Annotated in this window: 25 protein-coding genes; 6 read left to right on the forward strand and 19 right to left on the reverse strand. The window is 45.3% G+C overall.

Going from position 1 to position 23,986, the window contains the following annotated elements; genetic code table 11:
- Positions 1–59: 59 nt before the first annotated feature.
- On the reverse strand, positions 60–1,469 hold the full coding sequence (locus R7044_RS11730) for an aminotransferase class V-fold PLP-dependent enzyme (RefSeq protein ID WP_005375092.1): 1,410 nt from the start codon (positions 1,467–1,469) through the stop codon (positions 60–62).
- Positions 1,470–2,010: 541 nt separating this feature from the next.
- On the opposite strand from R7044_RS11730, the gene R7044_RS11735 reads away from it, so the two are divergent.
- Positions 2,011–2,526 carry a superoxide dismutase family protein gene (locus R7044_RS11735; protein ID WP_104976434.1) on the forward strand — a complete coding sequence of 172 codons (516 nt, stop codon included), beginning with the start codon at positions 2,011–2,013 and terminating at the stop codon, positions 2,524–2,526.
- Positions 2,527–2,553: 27 nt separating this feature from the next.
- On the opposite strand, the gene R7044_RS11740 is transcribed toward R7044_RS11735, so the two are convergent.
- From R7044_RS11740 to R7044_RS11755, 4 genes are all read right to left on the reverse strand, one after another.
- Complete coding sequence (locus R7044_RS11740; protein WP_205391359.1) at positions 2,554–3,927, reverse strand: sensor histidine kinase; 1,374 nt, start codon at positions 3,925–3,927, stop codon at positions 2,554–2,556.
- A gap of 116 nt (positions 3,928–4,043) precedes the next feature.
- Positions 4,044–4,775, reverse strand: coding sequence for a response regulator transcription factor (locus R7044_RS11745; protein ID WP_192947989.1), 732 nt, complete (start codon positions 4,773–4,775; stop codon positions 4,044–4,046).
- A 146-nt stretch (positions 4,776–4,921) separates the two neighbouring features.
- Positions 4,922–5,617 (reverse strand): spondin domain-containing protein, encoded by a 696-nt coding sequence (locus R7044_RS11750; protein WP_054579352.1) that lies wholly within the window; start codon positions 5,615–5,617, stop codon positions 4,922–4,924.
- 9 nt (positions 5,618–5,626) lie between these two features.
- Positions 5,627–6,310, reverse strand: coding sequence for a spondin domain-containing protein (locus R7044_RS11755; protein ID WP_005384002.1), 684 nt, complete (start codon positions 6,308–6,310; stop codon positions 5,627–5,629).
- Positions 6,311–6,598: 288 nt separating this feature from the next.
- On the opposite strand from R7044_RS11755, the gene R7044_RS11760 reads away from it, so the two are divergent.
- The 3 genes from R7044_RS11760 to R7044_RS11770 all read left to right on the forward strand — a co-directional run bounded on the left by R7044_RS11760 (position 6,599) and on the right by R7044_RS11770 (position 8,493).
- Positions 6,599–7,072: a hypothetical protein gene (locus R7044_RS11760; RefSeq protein ID WP_158173230.1), complete on the forward strand. Its 474-nt coding sequence runs from the start codon at positions 6,599–6,601 to the stop codon at positions 7,070–7,072.
- A 77-nt stretch (positions 7,073–7,149) separates the two neighbouring features.
- Entirely contained in the window at positions 7,150–8,079 is a 930-nt protein-coding gene (locus R7044_RS11765; RefSeq protein ID WP_104980165.1) for a LysR family transcriptional regulator, read from the forward strand.
- A 30-nt stretch (positions 8,080–8,109) separates the two neighbouring features.
- On the forward strand, positions 8,110–8,493 hold the full coding sequence (locus tag R7044_RS11770) for a VOC family protein (protein ID WP_009704980.1): 384 nt from the start codon (positions 8,110–8,112) through the stop codon (positions 8,491–8,493).
- Between the two features lie 50 nt (positions 8,494–8,543).
- Here R7044_RS11770 and R7044_RS11775 read toward each other — a convergent pair whose 3' ends face one another.
- The 6 genes from R7044_RS11775 to R7044_RS11800 all read right to left on the reverse strand — a co-directional run bounded on the left by R7044_RS11775 (position 8,544) and on the right by R7044_RS11800 (position 13,565).
- On the reverse strand, positions 8,544–9,983 hold the full coding sequence (locus R7044_RS11775) for a PepSY-associated TM helix domain-containing protein (protein ID WP_225455592.1): 1,440 nt from the start codon (positions 9,981–9,983) through the stop codon (positions 8,544–8,546).
- Between the two features lie 151 nt (positions 9,984–10,134).
- On the reverse strand, positions 10,135–10,494 hold the full coding sequence (locus tag R7044_RS11780; RefSeq protein ID WP_080276971.1) for a hypothetical protein: 360 nt from the start codon (positions 10,492–10,494) through the stop codon (positions 10,135–10,137).
- A 219-nt stretch (positions 10,495–10,713) separates the two neighbouring features.
- Positions 10,714–11,103, reverse strand: a complete 390-nt coding sequence (locus R7044_RS11785) for a cytochrome b562 (protein ID WP_005375067.1) — start codon at positions 11,101–11,103, stop codon at positions 10,714–10,716.
- A 156-nt stretch (positions 11,104–11,259) separates the two neighbouring features.
- Positions 11,260–12,012, reverse strand: a complete 753-nt coding sequence (locus tag R7044_RS11790; RefSeq protein ID WP_033906857.1) for a phosphatase — start codon at positions 12,010–12,012, stop codon at positions 11,260–11,262.
- A gap of 83 nt (positions 12,013–12,095) precedes the next feature.
- Positions 12,096–12,542, reverse strand: a complete 447-nt coding sequence (locus tag R7044_RS11795) for an SRPBCC family protein (protein ID WP_005375065.1) — start codon at positions 12,540–12,542, stop codon at positions 12,096–12,098.
- A gap of 99 nt (positions 12,543–12,641) precedes the next feature.
- Entirely contained in the window at positions 12,642–13,565 is a 924-nt protein-coding gene (locus tag R7044_RS11800; protein WP_025768592.1) for a DMT family transporter, read from the reverse strand.
- A 128-nt stretch (positions 13,566–13,693) separates the two neighbouring features.
- Here R7044_RS11800 and R7044_RS11805 point away from each other — a divergent pair, with 128 nt between their 5' ends.
- Positions 13,694–14,587, forward strand: coding sequence for a LysR substrate-binding domain-containing protein (locus tag R7044_RS11805; protein WP_033906699.1), 894 nt, complete (start codon positions 13,694–13,696; stop codon positions 14,585–14,587).
- 73 nt (positions 14,588–14,660) lie between these two features.
- A complete protein-coding gene (locus tag R7044_RS11810) occupies positions 14,661–15,719 on the forward strand; it encodes a S1 family peptidase (protein WP_025768593.1) in 1,059 nt (352 codons plus the stop codon).
- Between the two features lie 16 nt (positions 15,720–15,735).
- Here R7044_RS11810 and fliJ read toward each other — a convergent pair whose 3' ends face one another.
- From fliJ to R7044_RS11850, 8 genes are read right to left on the reverse strand one after another with little or no spacing between them, the layout of a single operon-like run.
- The gene (gene fliJ, locus R7044_RS11815) at positions 15,736–16,176 is read right to left on the reverse strand and encodes a flagellar export protein FliJ (RefSeq protein WP_005384016.1); all 441 of its coding nucleotides are present in this window, start codon (positions 16,174–16,176) and stop codon (positions 15,736–15,738) included.
- 24 nt (positions 16,177–16,200) lie between these two features.
- Entirely contained in the window at positions 16,201–17,547 is a 1,347-nt protein-coding gene (fliI, locus tag R7044_RS11820; protein ID WP_005375057.1) for a flagellar protein export ATPase FliI, read from the reverse strand.
- A complete protein-coding gene (gene fliH / locus R7044_RS11825; RefSeq protein ID WP_005375050.1) occupies positions 17,540–18,295 on the reverse strand; it encodes a flagellar assembly protein FliH in 756 nt (251 codons plus the stop codon). The genes fliI and fliH overlap by 8 nt, the downstream gene beginning before the upstream one ends.
- 4 nt (positions 18,296–18,299) lie before the next feature.
- On the reverse strand, positions 18,300–19,313 hold the full coding sequence (locus tag R7044_RS11830; RefSeq protein WP_005375048.1) for a flagellar motor switch protein FliG: 1,014 nt from the start codon (positions 19,311–19,313) through the stop codon (positions 18,300–18,302).
- Positions 19,282–21,033 carry a flagellar basal-body MS-ring/collar protein FliF gene (fliF, locus tag R7044_RS11835; protein WP_005384024.1) on the reverse strand — a complete coding sequence of 584 codons (1,752 nt, stop codon included), beginning with the start codon at positions 21,031–21,033 and terminating at the stop codon, positions 19,282–19,284. The genes R7044_RS11830 and fliF overlap by 32 nt, the downstream gene beginning before the upstream one ends.
- 3 nt (positions 21,034–21,036) lie before the next feature.
- Positions 21,037–21,393, reverse strand: a complete 357-nt coding sequence (gene fliE, locus R7044_RS11840; protein WP_005375045.1) for a flagellar hook-basal body complex protein FliE — start codon at positions 21,391–21,393, stop codon at positions 21,037–21,039.
- Positions 21,394–21,408: 15 nt separating this feature from the next.
- Positions 21,409–22,740, reverse strand: coding sequence for a sigma-54 interaction domain-containing protein (locus tag R7044_RS11845; protein ID WP_017820535.1), 1,332 nt, complete (start codon positions 22,738–22,740; stop codon positions 21,409–21,411).
- Positions 22,740–23,759 carry an OmpA family protein gene (locus tag R7044_RS11850; RefSeq protein WP_225455593.1) on the reverse strand — a complete coding sequence of 340 codons (1,020 nt, stop codon included), beginning with the start codon at positions 23,757–23,759 and terminating at the stop codon, positions 22,740–22,742. Before R7044_RS11850 ends, R7044_RS11845 begins: the two co-directional genes overlap by 1 nt.
- Between the last annotated feature and the right edge of the window lie 227 nt (positions 23,760–23,986).

The raw sequence follows: 23,986 nt of genomic DNA on the forward strand, positions 1-23,986 counted from the left end.
AATATCCTTACCTTTCACAAAGCGCCCAATAATGGGCGCTTGAGTGATAAACAACGATGTTAGAACGACGAGTAATACAAATTCGTCATCGCCACTACGAGCCCTTCCACATCTTGTTCGTCATGGAACAAATGCGTAGAGATACGCAGCGCGTAAGTATCAAAGTCATCATCCTTATGCAGCTTAAAGCTAGTCGTACGGATGATGTAACCATACTCTTCACGTAAACGATCTCGGAATTCCGTCAGTATCTCTTCATTAGTTACATCGGAGAACGGGTTAACCGTCGTTAAGCCACTGGTTAAGCCTTCCACGTTTGGTGAATACATTTTGGCTTGTGGTAAGTACTCTTGAAGCAAGGTTTTACATAAACTACCAAGGCTTACAACTCGCTCTTCGATACGGTCTCGACCAATCTCATCCCACATTTTGCAACTATCAACTAGTGCTTGTTTCGCAGGATAGTTATCGTTACCAATGTATTGCATTTGCAGCTGTTTACCCAGGTAATCAGCATGAGAAAGTGAGGAGTTGATCAACCATAACGGGTTCTCTCGGTCGCTCCAATACTCATTCAAACGGTTACCGTTATCACGAACATACAGAATACCTGTCGCGCCCGGACCACACTGCCACTTATGACCAGATCCTGCATAGAAATCACAATCCATATCGTGGAAATCAAGGTCAAACATACCGACCGTATGCGCGCCATCAACAAGAGTAGGTACACCATACTCTTTTGCTAAAGCACAAATGGCTTTTGCTGGTAGCGCGGTTCCTGTTTTGTATGTGATATGAGAGAAAACAATTAGGCGAACGTTTTGATTCGCATCAAGCGCGTCTCGGAACGCTTGAATGTAATCTTGCTCAGAAACGTTTTCGGTACCAGTAAATACTGGTAGTTGAATTTCTACCACATCCACACCAAAACGATGTTTCGCTACGTTCATAGGTGATGTTGCAGCAATATGTTCATGGTGTGTCGTTAGAATCACATCACCTGGTTCAAAGTGTAAGCCATTAATGATCGAGCATAAGCCATCAGTAGTGTTGCGGCTGAGAATGATCTCTTCTGGGTTAGCACCAAAACCTGGTGCGACGTCTTTAACCATCTCTGAAACATAAGGCCAAGAGCCAAATTTGCCTTTCATATCCCAAGGATATTTAGCCACTAGCTTGTTGTTATGCTCGTAATCTTCAAGAACATGTTTTGGCATTGAACCTGTTGTACCAATGTTCATGTAAGTGGTTCGTTTGTCCAAAACGAACTGTCTTCGCACTTTACGCCAGAAGCGCTTATCGTGTTTTCTACCTAGCCCGCGGCTGCTCCAATCAATTTTCTGTTCTCGTGCTTGAGCTACGCCTGAGAAAGCGGAAGCACTCACACCAGCAACAACAGCTCCTGTTGCGCCTTTCAGAAAATTACGGCGGCTGCTATTAGTCTGAATAGATTCCTTGTCTTTCATCTTTTTCAATCCTTGTCGGAAATTAGCCATATTATTAATTTTAAGTGCGTAACTATCTGTTACTAAAACATTATTACCCATTACAATCAGAGTTTAATTTTTTCCTCTGCCATTAAGTGACTTTAGTTCCAATTTTTTATCTTATTTGATGATATAAGCAACAGTTTGACCACAAATCTATAAACAACAATGTTCACATTAATATATTCGTTAATTTGATTATTCTTTATTGCGGACAATTCCACCAAATTCTTTATAAAACAATTATGAGCTTTGTTATAAAGTCATTAAAAATTTAACTTTGCGTTAATTTAAAAATATTCAGGCTATTTTAAGATTGGCGTCTATTCTTTTTATATCTTAACGATCTCAACATGTTAAGACTAAATAAAAGAAAGCTGATTTCGGATCGAGATATCAGTTTAAGACCATAAAGTGATACACATCACTCTATTACATAAACTCACCGCTCAACAGACATAAGTACAACAGGTTTTCACTAATATGTGCTTGAGCGTACACCCTAAAAGAAGGAGGTCCCATGTTAAAAGGATTGCTATGCATTTCAGTTGCATCCGCTCTTGTCGCCGCCCCTAACGTGCTAGCGAAAACGGTAGAAATGACTGCTCTCAACACCAATGAGAGTGCGGGTACCATTGAGATTTCACAAAGTGATTATGGCGTTGTTTTTACGCCTCAATTATCAGGTTTGTCAGCAGGTGTGCACGGTTTCCATGTTCACACTAATCCATCTTGCGATAGCATAGAAAAGGATGACAAAACCGTATTAGGCGGCGCAGCAGGTGGCCATTATGATCCTAACAACACAGGGAAGCATGGCTATCCTTGGACCGATGACAATCATTTAGGCGACTTGCCTCCACTCTATGTGGACATGGACGGCAATGCCAATCAGCCCGTTGTCGCGCCTCGCCTAAAATTATCAGATTTAAAAGGTCGAGCGTTAATGATCCATGCAGGTGGTGACAATCACTCCGATCACCCAAGTAAGCTAGGTGGTGGCGGCGCTCGCGTCGTATGTGGTGTTATTGAATAAACATTAACTTATGTCTCACACTTCTCTTTAGATTGCGAGAAGTGTGAACTTCTGTTGATATTGAGAGGATGTTGCATTGGTCTCAAGGTAGCTGTGGTGAAGCATTAAGATCGATTGGACAATCTTCGTCCCGATCCCCAAAGAACCGCCCTCCGCTTCTTCCTCGATGTGATTGACGAAGGTAAAGTGGATACGCGACTTATCTTCACTCAAATGCGCTTGGCAATGCACTTCTGAACCGATTGGGCTGTGGCGCAATGCATTTTCAAGCAGGTTCAATACCAATCGCTCCAATAGCCCCTTGTCACCCACGGTTTGGATTTCGCTATCGATATCCACTTTCAATACCACTTCTTTACGAGAAAACTGGCTCTGCATCGTTTCAGCACATTCTGCCATCAAAGCGCCCAGATCTACGGGGCGGTACTCGTAGTTTGGCATTGGAGCTTCTTTGCGTGCGGCGTCTAATAGAGAATGCAATTGAGTTGAGAGCTTCTCACAATTTCGGAAAGCGACGTCAATTAAAGGATCGGATTTCGGATGTTGCAAACGCCACGTTTCCAAATAGCCCAGCACGCTCGATAACGGCGTTTTTAAATCATGACTAAGCTGCAACAAGCTTTGACGACGATGAGACGATTGATACTCCAACTGTAAAAATTGCTGCTGAATATGCTTCGCCATCATCTGATAAGAGTGCGCAATCGGTACGAGCTCCGGCACTTGGTGAGTAAAATCAGGTTGCAGGCGGAAATCATGTTCAGCTTGCTGTTGAAGTTGCTTGGTCACACGCTCAATCGGATTCAATAGGCTACGTTTGACCAGTACATAAGCCCCAAGAGCAAAGCCTAAAATGGAGACTAAGACCAATCCTGCCAGCGCGATATAAGGAGTATCGACTTGAGCATTAGCAATGGCGTCATGTCGGGTACTGCCAATCACCACGTAGAGATAACCAACCGTTGAGCCTAATTCCTCTATCGCCGCGACAGAAAAGACTTTGTGCTCACCACGATTACGTGGGTCTTCACCCAAAATAGGAAAAGGCTGGTCATTTAAGAATTGCTTAATGGGATTGAGATCCACCTTCCCCATGATCTCCGCCCCTTCCGGTGCAGCATGGGTGGTGATATTGCCTTGGCTATCAAGGAAGTAGATTTCAAAGTCAGGGCCGATCAGCATGAGCGTGTGAAAAATCGACTTGAGCGCTTTAGGGTTGTAATCCGTCCCGATCATCAGCGGGTTATCATCACGCATGTGGCTGGCTAGCTCTTTATGCAGGCTTTGCTTGGTGCGTAACTCAATGGTTTCTTTTTGCCAATTGTAAGTCAGTGCAATCACCACCGCCGCGAGGCAGAACCACAAGCTAGTAAATACTACCAAGCGAGATTTGAAGCTCATCCTATCGCCTCCTTAAACAGCGGTGTTTTTGCAACACCCGTGATGATTGAAAAATGACGGTGAAAACAACTGCCGACTTACTGTCTTGGCTTGATGTTTTGACTTACTTTCTTGCATTAGAGTCTTGGCTGAAACTTATATCCAACACCCCACACGGTTTGAATGAAGTGATGATCAGAATCAGACAACGACAACTTGCTGCGTAAACGGTTTATGGTACTGCACACCGTATGGTGATAACCAGAATGACTGGTGTTCCAAACGTGATCGAGCAATTCATCTTTACTGTAGACTCTGCCCGGACGAGTCGCGAGAAACTGCAGCAAAGTAAACTCTGTCGCGGTAAGAGTGACGTCTTTGTCGTTTAGGGATACTCGGTGCAACTCCGGAATGATTCTCAGCGGACCAAAATCCATCGCATCGTCGAGGACTTCATTTGCCACCTTTGCTTCTGCGGTTTGGCTGACTCTGCGTAGCACGTTTCGCACTCGTGCTTGGAATTCTAATACGCTAAATGGCTTAGTGATGTAGTCATCAACGCCCGCTTCTAAACCGTCAACCTTGTCCATTTCACCGTCTCTGGCTGTCAACATGAGCACTGGACTCCAATCTTGTTGCTGACGCAAATAATGGCAGATGTCTAGGCCATCACCATCTGGTAAACCTCGGTCAAGGATCAATAAATCAAAGGGTTGTTGCTGATATTGCGCTTTAGCATCGGCGACATTTGTGGCCCGCGACACTTGGTGTCCTTGAAACTTGAGATGCATCTGAACCAGTTCTGCCAAATCATCGTCATCTTCCACCAACAAGATGTTCGCGACTAAATTGATTGCCTGTTGTTCCATGGTCCTTTCCTTGCCTTCGAGTATCCTCACTTTGCACATGACCGGAACAAATTAGAAATTCTTTCAAAAAAGGTTCCGATGACGCCGTGAGGGATAAAGCGCTCGGCTACAAGCGCTTTGGAAAGGAGACGTCATCGGAGCCTGTGTTACTCGACTCGAGTGATGGTGACTTTCGCACCTGGGTTCAAGAAACGATGGTTCGCAGAAAGTGCTGAGTTTACTAATCCATCATCTTGGCTAACAACACCCGCATGGAATGCAACAACGTCATTGCTGTCATTGCGAGCAGCATTGAAGCCCTCACCGCCACCTGCTGGACCCGGAATGGTTGCGGCAAGCTCATCGTTCAGTTCCGTGCCCGAATCCCAAACGTTCATGCTCATTTCGTAGCTTTCACCTACTGCGAGCGATTTGAGCGATAACCCCGTTTCGCCAACAAAGGCATCGTTGGTATTCACGAACATAGACGCCACAGACAAGTAACCGTAACGACTAGGGTCAACCGTGATGGTGACTTCGTCCGATGCGCCAGGCAACACCAATCCATTACCCGAAATACCTTGGTAAACACTGTCATTGCTGTTCATCAATTCAATCAGCTCGGCGTTACTGCCGCCTTCGGCAAGGTGCTCAAGTTCAACAGATGCGGCTTGTCCAATTTCAAACAGTTGGTAGTCACCATTGTGAGTGAGTACCGCGAGCGGAGACATTGGTTGATTCGCAGTCAAGTTCGCCACGTTGACGGTGTAGCGGTACGATTTCACTACGTCATTATCATCATCGCTTGGGCAACCGGCGAGCAAGCCGACTGAAGCTGCAACTAGTAAGATTCTGTATTTCATACATCCCCCTTACTTCACAACGATTGTGATGGTTGCAACTGGGTTTAACCAACGATGGCTGCTGCTGTCTAGGTCACTGATGCCGCCGGTTGGGTCGCTATCACCAAGGTTACCCGGATGCACGTGAACTTTGTCGTTAGTTACCGTTGCTTCAACGCCTGTGCCGCCAGTACCAAAGGTAATGAAAGGTGGGTTTGGCATGCTAGACGCAAGTTCATCGTTCGCTTCTGTACCAGCATCGTAACTTCTTAGCGTTGCTCGGTATGTACCCGCTTCCGTTGGAATCTTCCAACTATCTAGACCGACAAAACCATCATTGGTTGGCAGCAACATTGCGCTTAGAGAAAGATATCCGTGGTCGCCACTGTCCAAGGTGAAGGTGGTTGCAACGCCTGGATTCAAAATGCCACCAGCAGGGTTCTCAACCACCGCACCACCAGCGTTACCAATCACACTAGCAAGCCCAGAGATATCACCGCCTTCTGCCATTGCTTCTAGTTCCGGAGTCGCTGCTTGACCTGTTCTGAACATTTGAAGGTCAGAGCCATGTGCAGCAACAATAAGCGGCGTAAAGTAGATGCCTTTAGTTGCGTTTGTCACGGTGATTTCCAATTCCGCCGCATTCACTGATGCAGAGCCTAATGCCATAGCGACTGAAGTCATGACGAGTCCGAGTTGGGTACGTTTTTTCATTGTGATTCCATCCTTTAATGAGGGTTGAACTACCCAAGCCCATCTGTACGGCTTTACTTCTTTGTTCGTGACTTGAGTAGGTTAAGCATTACGTTTCGAACGTTTTGCGTTCTTGCCTCTAAGAATGACGAGCAAATCTATCAGCAACTTCATCGAATTCTCATAAAATTCTCACAAGTTCTGTTCGAATCCTGTCAGCAGCACTTTTTTACTCTTAATCAGGTGTTTACACGTCGCGCTTTCCCCTCCTACAATGCGATATTCCCTGTTTAAATCACGATTCTCACCATGATTCATAACGTTCTGTCTGCCTACTATGGCGAAATCTACGGCATCGCTTTTTTCAACCACTACTTGAGCCATTACGCCCAAAGTGAACAACAAACGCTGTGGCAAACCTTGATTGAAGTGGAAGAACTCACCGCAGAAAAGCTCAAACCTGTACTGCTGACAAATGGCATGGATATCGAAAGTCGATACCAAGAGATGCTAGATAAAGGCTTGGCAGATGCAACCAAGTGGATTGTTTTACCATGGCAAGAGTTGGTGGCGACTCTTCTGAAGTGGGTGGAGCCTTATGAGGTCAAGTATCGAGAGTGGCATGAAGAAGTGAACGCTTCACAACAGTATTCAATCGCTGAGCGAGAAGCTATCGAGTTAATTGCAGACCATGAAACGGCCATTTATCACTGTTGGCAGCAATACCATACTGGTGAATCTGGCTTGCCTGCACTCAATGCATTTTTAGCAAAATATCGTTAAAGCGAGACGGTGACACTTGAACCTCGTGAAACCGTACCAGACAATATCGTTATTCCGCTGCGCAGAACTGAACAATTATGGTTAATCCAAAACTCATTGCCCTACTTCCTGATCTTGCTTCGTTTATCTTAGTGGTAAACGAAGGCAGTTTTACCGCTGCAGCCAAACAACTCGGCGTGACGCCATCGGCTTTAAGTAAGTTGATCACACGATTAGAGCAAGCCCTCTCGGTCAAACTGTTTGAGCGCACGACTCGTAAGTTGATCATCACTCAAGCTGGGCAAAAGGTTTACGACCAAAGCATCGCAATGGTGAATGCCGCGCAGCAAGCCGTTGAGCTATCTGCGGAAGATCATGCTGAGCCAACAGGCGCACTCACAGTAGCAGCCCCTGAAGCATTTCTTAATTCGGTGCTTCAACCGTTTGTATTGCCATTCCTAGAACGTTATCCAAATATTCAGCTTAAGCTGCGTGCAGCAGATGGTGAGATCGATCTGTTCCGCCAAGGCATTGATGTCGCGTTTAAGCTCACCGACAAACCCGATGAGAATCTGGTACTCAAAGAGATCAGCAAGACCAATCTCGTTTTATGTGCCTCTCCAGATTACCTTACCAAACGCGGTATGCCTGAGCATCCCACTGAGCTTGAGCAGCACGACTGTATTTACCTCGCCGAGAATGACAAAGACAACATCTGGTCGTTCTTTAAAGAGGAAGCCTTTCATTCGATTGCAGTAAGTGGACGCTACGCCGTCAACCACTCTCAAATGCGCTTGAACGGGGTTAAGTCTGGCTTGGGAATTGGGATCTTCCATGACTTCGTGATCAAAGACGCGTTAGAGCAAGGAGAAGTGGTGGAGGTATTACCGGATTGGATGATCAAGAGTAACTACCACGGCGCTATCGCGATGCAGTATGCACAAACCAAATACATGCCTGCTCGTCTGCGCGTGTTTATCGACTTCGTTAAGGAGCATTTAGTCTCCGAGGACACTAACCATGCTTGAGGATACGAGCCATGTTTGAAGAGGCTAACCATGTTTAATGCCATTCATCACGTCGCGATCATTTGCAGCGACTACCCAAGGTCAAAACGCTTTTACACTGAAGTGTTGGGATTAAAAGTCATTGCTGAAAACTATCGTGAAGCCAGAGACTCCTACAAGCTTGACCTCGCTTTACCTGACGGCAGCCAAGTGGAACTGTTTAGCTTTCCGGGCGCACCAGAGAGACCGAGCTTTCCTGAAGCACAAGGGCTACGACATCTCGCGTTTTTGGTAGATGATGTTGAACAGGTGAAAGCCTACCTAGAATCGAATGACGTTGAAGTTGAGCCAATTCGTATTGACGAATTCACAGGCAAAGCCTTTACCTTCTTCCAAGATCCAGATGGCTTGCCACTGGAGATTTACCAGAAATAAAAAGAGCCAGCACGTCGCTGGCTCTTTTACTATTCCATTCTTTGTCTTTACTAATTCAACGCCGTTTTCAGCTTCTCGACGCGGTTAAACAACAGCCAATCCAGTGCGAGAACCGTAACAATTGCCAAACCACCCATCGGGAACGCCAAGCACAATATCACCAACGTTACTAAGCCAAGCTTCCAAATACCGTCTTGCTGAAACTTAGGTGGCGCGCCCAATGCAGCACTGCGACTTGGTCTACGAATCCACCACATCACCACACCTGTAATTGAGATTAAGATGAACGCCAAACAGAACACCACGTTGAGCACTTTGTTAAGCACACTGACATCACCTTGATGCAATGACACACCTGCCGCCATGAACTTGGCAAATAGGCTGTAATCTTGCCACGTTACATCCACCAACAAGCGACCGGAATATTGGTCAAAGTGGCTGGTGCGATCTTGTCTTGGGTCGGAAATGTCGCCGCCCATAGAGTTAGCTGCAACGGTGTAAACGCCCGTCTCAGAGCGCGGCAAAAACAACTTATAACCAGTGAAGCCCAACATTTCAGCCTTGAGGATGATATCATCAATGGAGAGCGCATCATGGCTGCCTGCGTATGCCATCTCTTCCTTCATGTTGGCATAATCATGAGCGGGCTTATCTTTCGATTCAGGCACAGCAGCAAGCTCTAAGTTCCATGGCATCTCTTCTGAAGCACCATGGTTAAGATCTTTGTGTGTCAGTGTGGATTCCGGTTTCTCACCCCATGTGTAATAGGTTGGGAAGGTATTCCAAGCTTGTACCATTTTCGCACCCCAGATCCCTACCCACGACAATCCTGAAATCAAAAAGAACAACAGTACAATCGACAGCACGCCACCTAAATTCGCATGCAGGTCACGCATCAAAATTCGAGGGCCATTGTTAAGGCGAATTTTCAAAAAGCCGGCGCGACTTGCGTTGTCTCTAGGTAACCAAAGGTACAAACCAGATACCAACAGCAAAATCCCCAGACTTGCGGCGATTTCAATTAAACGGTCGCCTAGGTCGCCAATGAGCAGCGTACCGTGAATACTATTCATCAGTTCATAGATGCTATCACCACGATTAATGGTGCCTTGTACGTCTCCTGTGTAAGGATTTACTGCAACAATCAGCGAGCTGCCTTCTTGGTTTTGAATCGAGAATCGGTTGGCGATATCGGCCGTTTTAGCAGGTACAAATTGAGTGACATTAAAATCGGGATACGCCTGCTTTACGGTTTCCAATTGTGCAGAGACAGGAATCATGTGCTCTTGTGGTGAAACTTGTAATGTCGCTTCGTATCGAGCCAGTTCGATTTCATCATCAAACAACATCACCAACCCCGTGAGGGAAAGCATGAGCATAAATGGAATGACGAACAAACCTGCGTAAAAGTGCCATCGCCACGTCATAAAGTAGATGGATTTTGCGCGTGAGGCTTCCTTGAGTTGAGGCTTTGCCGAGTTTCTCAACATGTGTATTTTCCTTTTTTCATTGTTGAACACCCAAATTCAGCCAAACGCATCCTGCACATACACATTCGTATGCGGCGTTATTTGACTTAGATTTGGGAGTACCACTGCTCGAAGTGGCAGTGTTATGTGACTTTACTTGTTATTGTTTTCGTTATGAGAAAAGAGAAACTGGCGGCGCTCTAGGAACTGGTGTTTCAAATCGCACACTTAGAGCCAAATAAGCGTAGCTGTCAGAAGTCACCAAGCTCTGTCTTGAAAGTATCGGTGTCGTTGGAAGTGTATCGTGATGAAAAGTCGAGAAGTGGCTAAACGGACAAGGCTTGCCTTTGTGGCTGACCGAATTGTCGCCCTCTTCTATTTGAACCAACTCAAAACCGTTAAGCGTACATAGCGTCGCCCACACGCCCATGCTGTTACCATGAGCATTGATAACAGGCATCAGCGTCACTAGCACCCAACTGAGAGCACTAGCAAATAACATCGAGCGGTAAAAGGGAATTAATCTACGCATAACGGTGACTTAACAAATTTCACACAGCGTAACCAATTTTGAGTGATAGCTCAAAAAACAGTATCAATAAGTGGTTGCTACCTCACAGGTTTTCTTGAATGCATCGATTGACAGGCGCAAAAAAGCCCGCCGAAATGGCAGGCTGATAATGTGTTCATTCATTACTTAGAGATAACGCGTAATCCACTGCCACGAGCAAATGCTCCGCTCAGTAGATAATTAGCCGAACAACTTGCTCCAAATGCTTGGATTGCGCTTGTCGTGGTACTCTTCACGAAGGCTATCGATTTCACGCAGTTGGTCTTTTGCTTCTTGTAGCTTGCCCGCATCAAGATCCGCTTCAATCTTATCTAGCGTTACCGTCAGCTTGTTAAAGCCTTCTAAGTAAGTATCAAACTTCTCTGGTGGGTAATTACCACGCTTAGATTGTTCAACAATCGCTTGCAAGCTATCAATCGCAGATTTCATGGTTTCGACATCAGATGCTTCTGCCGCCTGTTTGAATTCCATCTTCATCTGTTTCATGTTTTGTTTTAAATCAACCGCTTCTGCCATTGCGTATGTTGAGCCAAACGCAATAGCACACCCTAGGACTAAAGGACGTAACATTTTTCACTTCTCCATTTATAGTGCCGAATTCTGTGTCGGCTTTATTCACCCAAATAACCTACGCCATAAAAGGCGAAAAACTAGCTTAGTTGAGTATTTCCGGGTCGCAGTGTAAAGCAATCTGGCGTCGGGTGCATACCTTAAATGTAATCAAGTTTATGCGTTGAGAATGCTGTCATATTCTGCAATTGGTTTACGGCCTCTCAAAGCTAAGAAAGACAAAAACTGCTGAGCGGTGTGAGTAATCACTTTCTTGCTATCAATACCCACTTTGTCCATTAACTCTCCAACCAACTCCAGATTACCAACATCGTGACAGAAGTGCGCGTCACTGCCCGTGGTGAAGAAAACACCGAGATCTTTCCCGATTTGTGCAATCTCGTGGCAACGGTCTACGCTGCCTACTCGGCTGTTGCCTTTCAGCGTGGTGTTATTAATTTCAATCGCGACATTGTGCTCTTTCGCGCACGCTAAAACGGTCTGAAAATCAAAGTCGAAATTTGGATTACCAAGATGACCGAGCGCATCAATACGACCACTCTGAATGACATTAACAAGTGCTTCCGTGTGAGTTTGCTTGTTTGCTGGACGAAAAACGGGTTCATGAAAACTCGCGATCACCCAATCTAAGTTGCGGTCCACACTCAGTGGAATATCAATGTCGCCTTCGGTATTCATAATGTTAGATTCAACGCCGCGAATAATCGCAACGCCTTCAAGAAAACGAGGCAGAATTTTCTGGTTAGAGAAGAACCAGTAATGAGGCGCACCCGGCATTGATTCTGCGTGATCGGTCGTGCAGAACATATCCAGCCCGTTCTCTTTTGCCAACTTTGCATTTTCAATCAAGGTACTGTACGCGTGACCACTGGCGTACGTATGTGTATGGGTATCAACTTTAAATTCCATCATCCACTCTCTTAGGTGCGCTATCTTGCGTGCTATTGTATACCTTCAGGTAACGCATCGTCAGCCCAAGATAAGCAAGAACCCTAAGCTTGCTCTTCACTAATGGCTTTTATCAAGGGTAAAGCTTTTTCCCATCCGTGATTAAACATGGAAACAAAGTCATTGTGAGTATGAATGGTAACATTGAGTAGTAAACGATCGTTGTTGGTATCGATCTGGTAGATCTCTCGCGATCCGATCCACCTAGATGCTAGGTCAGCATCGAGTTGTTGACGATTATCCGGATTAAAAATGGCAACATGATGAAATTCAAGTTTTTGAAGGGGTAGCACCGTATCTATGATCGCCCTTGTCCCGCCCATATCTGGATCAAAAAAAGTGATGCCACCTCCTTCTTCCCAAGCTCCTTCAAATTGAGACTGCGGTGAAAAGGCTTGTGCCCAACGTTTATACAACTCAACATCGGTTAGCACTTCCCACACTCGTTGCGGTGTCGCCGAAATTTCGACGTAATAATTTAGCGTAAGCATGATTTCTCTCCCTGAACCTTTCTTGACGCTAGCCCATACTCAGGAAAAATCAAACCACACGACCAATTTATCTACCTGCCCCCTTCATTTTCCGACAGACTAAGAAGTTCTCGCTTGTAAACCACCACTGCGATGCGCCGTAAAACGAACCCAACATGTGTTCAGTATGATTGCGAGCACTATTAAACTCATCCCAACAATTTGACTTTGACTCATTCGGTCTTCAAAAAACAGGCTCTGCCAAACCGCAGTGAACAATAAGTTAGTAAAAATGAGTGGTGCAAGTTGAGAGCCACTGCTTGCCAGTTTATATGCTTTGGAGCGAAAAACTTGGGTGTTAATGATCATCAGAGACATCATACCGATCCACAGCGTATTTGAAGAAATCTCAGGCGCCATAACACTCATATTAAGTAACACGTCGAAGTCGTTAAACAAAGTTAGCGGCAACAGAAATACGGCAGCAAAACCAAACGCCCAAAAGTTGATTTCTAGCGGCGACATATTTGTTTTACTCACTTTATATAACGTAAGCTGAGAACCAGAATTGAAGAGTCCACCAGCCAAGCCGAGCAATAAGTCCGCTCGCCATGTGATCTCACTTCCACCGCCCGCCAACATAACCACACCAGTGAACGCCATTGCTAAAGCCGCCAATGTTGAAACACGAATGCGCCCCCTCATGAACAGCTTTTCAACCAAGGGAATAAATAATGGGCCAGTAGCAAACAAAACGACCCCCTCAACGAGCGTTAACGTTTGTAATGACGCGATAAAGCAAAGTTGTGACAAACCGATACAAAGAGCACGCAATAAAATAGGCTTTAGCGTGCCCGCTTTAGGAAAGGTAAGGTTTTTCACACGAAGTAAGATAAGCAAGATAAGCGCAGGCACCAAAAAACGTAAGAAGCTAAATAGTGTGACGGAAAGTTCGCCTGACAACTGCTTTGCTAACAGTCCAGTAACAGATAAGCTTAACGTAGACATCAACATGAAAAGGATAGATTTATTTACAGCATTCATTCAATACTCCTTAATATATGGAGCATTTTAAAAGACATCACTTATCGTAAATAGCGAGTAATATTAACCATTGATGTAAGAAAAACTTACAGTTTAACTTATCTATCACCAGCTACGGTTTTTAAATTATGCGGAAACTAGTCCCCTTAAAGTCCATCTACGCATTTGTTGCAGTAGCTGAGTCTGGCAGCATGACAGAAGCAGCACAGATATTAAGTGTGAGCCACTCAGCCGTAAGTCAGGCAATTAAATCGCTGGAGAGTCAAGTCAACAAGCCTCTATTTGATCGCATAGGCAGACAAGTTCAACTCAACGCGGACGGTAAAAAGTATTACAGGAAGGTGGCACCCGCTTTAGAGCAAATTGTCGATGCAACGGAAGCACTCATCCAAGATCAGAACTTGCAGCGTGTTACGCTCAATATGGTGAATTCATTGGCTCTTCACTGGTGGATTCCTCGAATGTCAGATTTACAAGGGTTTGCTCCTCAATTAGACGTTCGTTTATCAAACCTGTCTGGCAGATTCAATTTAGAACAAGAAGGTATCGACGCGGCCTTGGTGCATGGAAATCCCGAAGAATGGCAGGATTACTACTGCGAAAAGCTTAGTGAAGATGAACTGGTTTTGGTGTGCAGTCCTGAATTGATAGCGAAGACCAAGGACTCAAACATCACTCAACTCTTAAAGCAGTATCCCATCATTGAAGTTACTAACGAACGAAGAAAAAATGACTGGAACGTGTGGCTGGACGCGACGGGTATCCAGCGACCTAAAAATAAAAAACCAATCACTTTTAACATGTCGATACAAGCCGTCCAGGCCACAACTCGTCGTTTGGGGTTATTGGTCACTCATCGCTTGTTTGTGAAGGATGACATCAAATATGGTCAGCTAATCGAGCTGGGTGAACCCGTCATTAATCCTCATCAACAGCTTTACTTTGTATGCCCGCCACACAAGCTAAAGCTTGAATCGTTTCATCTGTTGCGATCTTGGCTACAACAATCATTCAACTATTAGAAACTTTTGTTAAGCACATTCACTGAAAAACTAGTATAAAGTTAGAAGAGCACTTTTCATCCAAGGATGGTTTATGAAGCAGTATCAAATATGGCTAAGCGCACTCTGTTTTGCAGTATCTTTGAGTACGACCGCTGAAGTAGAAAATGATAACCGCCTTTCAGAACAAGGGATCTCCACGGCAATTATTGGGGGTCAGCAGGCTACCCAAAACCAACTTCCTTTTTTTGCACGTCTTATTCTACATAAAACTGGCGCGAATCAGTTTGCCAATATTTGTGGGGGAACCATTGTAAACGACCGCTTCATTTTAACTGCGGCTCACTGCGTAGAACCAAGCGTTTTTACTGACGGCTGGACAATCAACGACCTACGAGTGCTAGTCAAAAACCCTACGATGAATGACGTGTTTGTTGAAGAATTCAAAGATGTTCGCTCTATCACGATTCATCCTGATTATGTGCCTAGCGATTTATGGATTAATGACATCGCTGTCCTTGAATTGACTAGACCTATCACCGATAACGTCCAATCCATCACTTTACCGCAAGACTTTGGAGACTACAGCAGCAAGTCAGTTTATCAGATATTCGGTTTAGGTCAGACCTCAACCAATGATGAAAGCCCCCCTAACTATTTACGCTGGGCAGAAGTAAAACCCCTTACCGACACCCAATGCGCTTCGTTGGTAACAGGGTTTAACGCTCAGGAAAGTTTATGTGCGAATGGATTTCCTGAACGAAGCTACACTGGCATCTGTCGTGGTGACTCAGGCGGTCCTCTCACCTATCAAGACAATAATGGCATGTATCAGCAAATTGGCATTGTGAGCTACGGTTCTTCAGTTTGCGAATCCGCTGCGATTCCAAGTGTGTTTACCGAGATTTTGAACTATGCAACATGGATTGAGACCCAAACCAGCTCAGGTGTAAAAACCAGTTATAACGCCCTCTTAGCAAGTTCGGAAGATTATCATAGCGAAGGGGACTCTGGCTTTGAGCCTGTCGATACCAACACATCTGGCTTTGGTAACAACGGCAGCAGTGGCGGCGGTGCTCTCGGATCAGGGTTGATCATGCTTGGAGGCTGGTTTGGTTGGCTAAGACACCGCAGAAATTATTCGCGCTCCTAGTAGCGTCAACAAGACATCATAATATCTTGCGCTTAACGCGAGAGTTAATGATGTCTTCAATCATCTTTTGCTCTTTTTTCGCTTTTTCATAGTTCTGCTTAGTACGCCAACGTTCAAGCACTTTTTCTAACCCTTGAACGCGTGCGTGCTTGTGTTCTAGCGTTTTCTGTACAGATGCACATTCCGCTTGCATAACGGCTTGCTCTTGCTCGTGGTGACGAAGCATTCTTTGTAGCATTTGGTCAACACGATTAAAGTTCATCAAAGCCGCGCTCGTCAGCGTCGGGCCGGTTCGGGTTGATTGTCCAGCGTGGCCTTTCAACGCCGACAACTGTTCCAATTGCATTGAAAGATGGGAGTGACGCTGACGCATGGCATCAAGTTGTTGACCCACACGGTCACGCTGTTTTTCTTCCATTTGCTGTAACTTGCCTACGGCTTTTAACTTGGATTTCATTTCAGCCTTGTCACTCCCATTTGATTAAGCACTTTGAAAAAGCTGCGCGAGCTCGGTCAAACTGGTTGGGTAATCTACAGACTCGTTGGCAGCTTGTTGTAGATATGCACGCAAATTTGGATACATAGCAACAGATTGATCTAACTCAGGATCTTGTCCTGGTTGATAACCCCCTAATGGCAGTAACTCTTTAACCTGAAGGTAGTTGGAGTACATTTGACGGAAGTTATTCGCAATCGTGCTGTGTGCGTCCTGCGTACAAGTATTCATACAACGGCTAATAGACGCGTTGATATCTATCGCGGGATAATGCCCTTGCTCAGCCAGTTGACGCGATAAAACGACATGCCCATCTAAGATGGCGCGCGCGGAATCCACGACAGGATCTTGTTGGTCGTCCCCTTCTGCCAATACGGTATAAATTGCCGTTAAGCTACCATGTTGATTTTCACTGTTACCCGCTCGCTCTAGGAGTTGAGGTAACACGCTGAAGACTGAGGGCGGATAACCACGAGAAGCTGGAGGCTCACCGAGCGAAAGAGCGATTTCGCGCTGTGCCATGGCGTATCGGGTTAGAGAGTCCATAAGAAGTAGAACGTCTTTGCCTTGGTCTCGGAAATACTCTGAAACGCGATGACAAAGTAGTGTCGCTCTTAACCTCATTAGCGGGGATTCATCAGCAGGAGCCGCGATAATGATCGCTTTCTTGCGCGCTTCTGGGGTTAAGTTTCTCTCGATAAACTCACGTACTTCTCTGCCTCGCTCACCGATAAGCCCGACCACAATTACATCGGCCTCCGTGTTTTTGGTGATCATCCCCATTAACACACTTTTACCGACGCCACTGCCAGCCATCAAACCAATACGTTGGCCTTTGCCTACCGTCAATAGTCCATTAATCGCTCGCACGCCTACGTTGAGTGGCGTATCAACTGGGCGTCGCTTCAGTGGGTTAATCGGTTTTGGTTCAAGTGAAACTCGATCACCCCCCTTAAGCGGTGCCCCGTCATCTAACGGCTCACCTAAACCATTCAGTACGCGTCCTAACCACTGAGAGCTTAGCTGCACGGTACTGTCACCATCAAGAGGGATGACTTTTGCACCTGCAAACAGACCGCCTAAACGGCGGATAGGCATGAGGTAAGCAATAGTGTGTTCAAAGCCCACAACTTGCGCTTCGATCATATCGCCTTCCGCGGTTTCTACGAGACAACGCTGCTCAAGCTTAAACCGACACCCTACGGCTTGTAACATTAAGCCGTTTACTTTTATCAATCGCCCTGTTACGCGAGCAACAGGGATTGAATCGAGCGAAGCCAAGGCTTCGCTCAAACGCTCACTTAATAGTTCATGGCTTAGGGTATTACTCATGCTCAGACTCTACCTGTGGAATACTGACTTCATCCAAAAGGTGTTGCTTTACATTGTCCATACAGGCTTCCAAACGAGAGTCGCAGCTCGCATCCGCTTCTGCGTCATCAGTCACTAACTGACAGCCACCAATAGGAAGCTCCGTATTAGGGACCAGTTTCCAAGATTGCGGCAAATCAGCATTGATGTGAGTAATGCGCTCTAAATCTTGCGGATTTAAATGCACAGTTACTGTTTCCGCTTTACCAGGCATGGCAGATAATGTCTCGTCCACCAAAGCTAGGATCTGCTGAGGCATTAAAGTGAGCTCGGCACGAATCACTTGCTGAGCTACCTTTTGTACCAGTTCACAAATCATATGGCGTTGTTGCTGTTCTTTTTCATCTTGCCAACGAGAAAGGGCGTGAAAAAGTTCATTGACAGGCTTCGCCGCCTCCAAAAAGCCTTGCTTTCCAGACTGCTCACCGGAAACAAAGCCTTTTTGGAAACCTTCTTTTTGGCCTTCCAACAGACCTTGTTGCTTGCCCTGTTCGATACCTTGGCGTAAGCCTTCCTCATGTCCTTGTTGCAAACCTTGTTGAAAACCTTCTTCAAGTTGCTGTTGGATATCTATTTGAGGTTCTTGCCAGCCTTGGTTATCTAGCCCGAATTCGTCTTCGATAGTCTTAGGTTGCGCTAAAGGCGGAAAACGGTGTAAACGATACCCGCTCGGAGGCAATCGCATAGTACTTGATTTTGTCTCTAGCATGACCTTACTCCACCGTTGGCTCTTCATAGAGAAGCAGCTGAACTTCACCAGATTCATCCAGCTCACGTACCATTTGCATGATGTCTTGACGTGCTTTTTGAACTCGACTTAACGCAACAGCGCCGCGTGCGTCCATGTCATCTTCTAGCGCTTTCACCATACGTTGCGGCATTGAACGCTTAATAGCTTGTTGTAAGGTAATATCGGAACCTTTTAGCGCGACTGCCCACAACTCTAGCGGAATCTGCTGCACCAACATGTCCATGGTTTCTTCGCGTTGTCGGCCAAGAACCATAAAGTCGAACATGTTTTCTTCGATTGCATTAACAACATCTTCATCATGCAACTTCAGCATTTCCATCAATGAACCACGGTCACCTTCAAAGCGGTTAATGATATCTGCTGCTTGCTTAACACCTGATAACGGCGTGCTTTGACTCGCGGATACTTTTTCGATGCAACGCTCAACGAGTTCATGCAAATCAACGGCAACTTGATGATCGATATCTTGCAATTGAGCAATACGGAACAAAATTTCGTCATGGTAATCTTGTGGCAAGTGCTTCAATACCGCTGAAGAGCTGTCCGCTGGCAAATACGCTAGAAAAATTGCTTGCATTTGTGGGTGCTCGTTCACAATGAAACGAGCGAGAGTTTCTGCTTCCACCCACTGTAAGCGCTGCATATTGTTGCGAATTTCATCGCCATATAACGTATTCAATAACCCTTTTGCCAAATCGTTACCCAACGCTTTACGCAATGTATTAGATAGGTATTCCTTAGAGGCTCCTCGAATACCGCTGTGCTCACGGAAATCTTCAAAGAAAGTTTGAATAACACCACGAGCAGAATCGCTCTTAATGCCATTTAACTTCGCCATTGCACGAGTCACACGCTGGGTTTCATCACGGCTAAAGTGTTGCAAAACCTTCGCTGCGGCATCCTCGCCCATGCCTAATAGCACGAGCGCGGTTTGTTCAACATAACTAAGCGTCTGCTTTGATAGAACTGTGTTCATTGATGTTTACCCATTGTTTCAGTATTTCGGCTACGCGCTCTGGCTCTTCATTAGCAATAAGCTGTAGGTGTTTCAATTGAATTTCTAATGGCGAACCTGCTGGTGGTAGCATGTCGCTGTTTACATCTAAACCTGAAGAGGCTGAGATGCCTTTTTCAGATAGGCGGCGATCAAGTACTTCTTCATGCTCGCGCTCTTCACGCGTTTGCAAGTTTTCGTAGTCAGGCTCTTCCTGAGGCTCAGCAAAATTTAGCTCAGGCACAGGTTTATCAACGCCAGTTAGGTGCATGATTAATGGACGCAGTACGAAGAAGATCATCGCCAAGCCTAACAAGCCACCAATAACGTAGCGTATTGGCTGCTGTACTGTAGGGTCTTGCCACCACGGCAGTGCAGGAGGAGCATCAATTTCAATTGGGGTGAAGTTGAAACTCATTAAACTTAAGCTGTCACCTCGTGTGGCAGAGATACCAACAGCATCCATGATCATGTTTGAGATTTGCTCTTTATCGGCTTCACTCCACGCCACACCATCTGGCGAAGCTTTGGAGTTCAACAGAACCGAGACACTAAGCTTTTCTATTTGGCCTTGTTGGTATTGAGTACGACGAACACTACTACCTACAGCATATTGACGATTCACTTCAGATCGCGCATTCGTGTTTTGGCTATCGTTCGTTTCCACTTCACCAGATCCTGTCACTGGCGGTTGGTTACTTAGAGAACCAGGAACACCCAACGCAATTTGATCAACCGAGTTGTTATGAATGGTGTGCTCATTACGCACAACCGGCGCGTTATCCAAAATTTCTTGTGTTTCTTCAACTTGGCTAAAGTCCAGATCGGCAGCGACTTGTACGCGGAAGTTACTCGGCCCCACAATCGGCGTAAGCATATCTGCTGCGCGTTGGATGATCTGTTTTTCAACACTCTTCTGGTATTCAAGATATTTCGCGTTTACTTTGCCGGCTTCCGCAGAAGCGACATCCGCACTAAGAAGACGGCCATACTGGTCAATGACAGAAACAAATTCTGGCTTCATTGCCGTGACACTGCCGACCACTAGGTTAATGATCGCTTCAACTTGTTCGGGCTTTAAGTCTTCACCAGGTTTGAGCTCAAGCATGACAGATGCTGAAGGATTCTCACTGTTTTGGCGGACGAATAGAGTTTGACGAGGTATTGCTAAATGAACACGCGCGTTCGCTACTGAGTTCAAAGACATGATAGTACGTACTAACTCACCTTCTAAACCATGACGATAACGCGCTGTTTCCATAAATTGGCTCGTACCAAGAGAGCTATCTTCCTTGAGCGAATCCAAACCTGTCGGCAGCTTAGCTTTAACACCTTTTGATGCAAGCAACATGCGCACCTTCGCAACCTCACCTTCTGGTACAAGAACTTGTCCATTTTGCTCTTGCATGCGGTAGCTTACGCCTTCGCTTTCTAATACCGACACAATTTCGCCGATATCAAAACGCTCTTGCTGGCTATAGAGCGGACGAAAGCTCTGCGAGGAACTCCATAGTGCAACCACAATAATCGCTGCAACAATCGCAGCTAACACCGCAGATAGCACTAAGTTTCTCTGACTGCTAGACCAGATTTGCTTCAGCTTCGTTGTCACATCGTCCATGCCGTTGGCAGTAGAAAATGTCTGTGCTGTGCCGGTAGCCATAGCTGTGTTTCCGGCGACTTGGGGGGTTAGTTCTGACATGAATTACACCGGCATCTTCATAATATCTTCAAATGAGGTCACGACTTTGTTGCGCACTTGCATCAAAGCATTAAAGGACAAGCTGGCTTTTTGGCTCGCGACCATTGCACCAACTAGGTCATCACTTTTTCCTGTTTCTACGGCCGTCATTTTTTGACTAGCCACTGATTGATGTTGATTCACTGTATCCAACACATTTGTCATCGCTTGTGAGAACGATAAAGGTGCGTTTAGTGATTGTTGATCTAAAGGATTTGCACTCACGATAAACTCTGGCGGCTGCACTTGTGCCTGCATCGCCTGCATTTTTGACAACATAAGTTGCTCTGCCGAGACCGCATGAGTAGGTTGACTTGCCATCTATTTTTTCTCCTATTAGGCAGCCGAGCCTAGTGCCGACTGTAAATCAATACCATGTTCTCGCATTGCTGCGAGCTTGTAGCGTAGCGCTCGAGTAGAGACTCCAAGCGCGTTTGCGGTTTTCGTTCGGTTTCCACCAAACTGACGTAACTTTTCCAAAATAAACTGATATTCAGCTTGCTTCTTCGCTTCTACATGACCAAAACTTGCAGTTGGCTCTGCTGTAGGAACTGACGCGACAAGCTCAATAGGCAGCATCAGGTCATGGGCTGTAATGTAATCACCATGACGCATGACCAAAGCGCGTTGAATGACATTTTCCAACTCACGAATATTGCCCGGCCAGTGATACTGACTCAGCGCACTAATCGCATCTTGGGATAGGTGACAGCGGCTGCTATCTTGATACTTTTCAATAAAGAATTGGCTAATTGGTAGAATGTCCTCTTTTCTTTCACGCAAAGGCGGCCAGTGCAGAGGCAGCACATCTAATCGATAATAAAGATCTTCACGGAACGTGCCTTTTTGAACTTCCTCACGTAAGTCTTTGTTGGTTGCCGCAATAACACGAATATCGAGCTGAACGGCTTTATGGCTGCCAACACGTTCTACTTCACGCTCTTGAAGGACGCGTAACAATTTCGCTTGAACCGCAGGTGACATTTCACCAATCTCGTCAAGCAGAATCGTCCCGCCATTTGCTTCTTCAAACTTACCGCTTTGAGAATTTGTCGCTCCGGTGAACGCGCCTTTTACATGACCGAATAGCACAGCCTCTAACATTGACTCTGGAATGGCGGCGCAATTAACCGCCACAAATGGACCATTGATACGCGGAGAGTGCTCATGCACATATCGCGCCAGCACTTCTTTACCCGTTCCCGATTCACCTGTAATAAGCACACTCGCGTTAGTACATGCTGCACGATGCGCCAATTGCAGAACTTGTTTGCTTCTCCAAGACTCCGCAACAATGTTGGCCATTGGCTTACCTAACGCTTCAACACGTTTAAGCAGATTAACCAACTGATTAGATTCAAATGGGCGTAATAGATAATCAGTAGCGCCCGCTTTCATCGTCTCAGCAGCCAAGATGCCTTGTTCTTGATCGACAATCGCAATAACAACACCCGAATTTCGCTGCTTTTGGTGACACGCGACAAACTCACGAACACACATATCCGGCAGCGTAGAGCTCACTAAAGTGATTTCTGCTCGCTCTTCAAGCAAAGCGCCTCGACCAGTACGAGTGTGTTTCGCGGTGTAACCTGCATTTTGCAACACATCCAATACTGGTTGAGCAAGAGCTTCATTTGGCTCAACCAACAAAATTTTCGTTTTCGTCATCATTGAACCTTAACTTTCGTTTGTTGATTTTGTGATTGTAGATCTGGGTGGTGTTTCGCAGCCGTATACTCGTTGTCCCTCACTAAACGCAGGGTGACACGTCGGTTTTTTGCTTGGCCATTAACCGAGTTATTGCTGGCAATTGGGTAACGTGAACCATGAGCTCGTGTTTCGATCATCGACTCGTCGACCCCAAGCTCAATCAAAGCGTTGGTGACTTGCTCTGCTCGAGTACGTGACACAGAAAGGTTCGTTAAACTTGAACCAACGTTATCGGTGTGACCGTCGATGAGGATTTTGGTCACTCGATCATCCACAGATACATAGCTATACAGCGCTTCTAGTGTTGCTTTCTGTCCACGACTTAACGTCTTCTGACCAAACTCAAATGAGAGCGCCATATCCCTTGCCTCTGAAAAAGACAATTTAGGCAATCGCGCGCGACACGCATTAAATGATTTCAATGCGTTTTGAATTTGAAGAGTAGGAATCACAATCTCTGAAACAGAGGAAGCATTACTTCCTTTAAGTGACAGCGTCACCCAACTACCCGAAGCAATTGAATCCATGAATTCTTCAGCGCCTTTATTAAAGATGAAACGCTGAGACGGCTTAGTAAATTCAAGGGAGCCAAATTCTTTTCTATAAAGCTCATTACTCCAAGGAGCATTTTGAGTTGTTAAAGCAATCGTTTTCCATTTATTGTTTTCATATTCTATATCGGAAATAAAATAGAATTTATTATTAGGTTCCGCTAGGAAATAAAACTTCCCATAGTCATTATTTAATTGCAACAAGTTGCATTTGAATTTATTTCCCTCATATGTCCATTTAGAGAGGTCCATAGGGATTGTTAAGACTTCTTCTGAATATGACACTTTTGAAAAAATAAAACTGATAACAATAATTGTGTTACAAATTATCAAACGGACATGATTCATGTATATCTTACATTCCCATGACTTAAACCGTTTAATTAAATATGCCACCAAGCCGAGAGAACTGGCATAGCTAATCATTTTAATTACCTATTCTGAATATTAAAATTGGTTACAAAACGCTCAAGAGAGCACGCTTAGCCTCCAACGGAAGCTTTAAGCATAAAAAACAGTATCTTATAATTTATTTATTTGAAGTTGTTGTTACGCCATAAAGGCAATTTAAAAAATCTATAACAACTAAAACGCTCAACATTGTTATTTTATTTATTAAGCGATTTATAAAGAAAACTAACTCTTTTTAAATT

Source organism: Vibrio sp. 1402 (assembly GCF_033340275.1).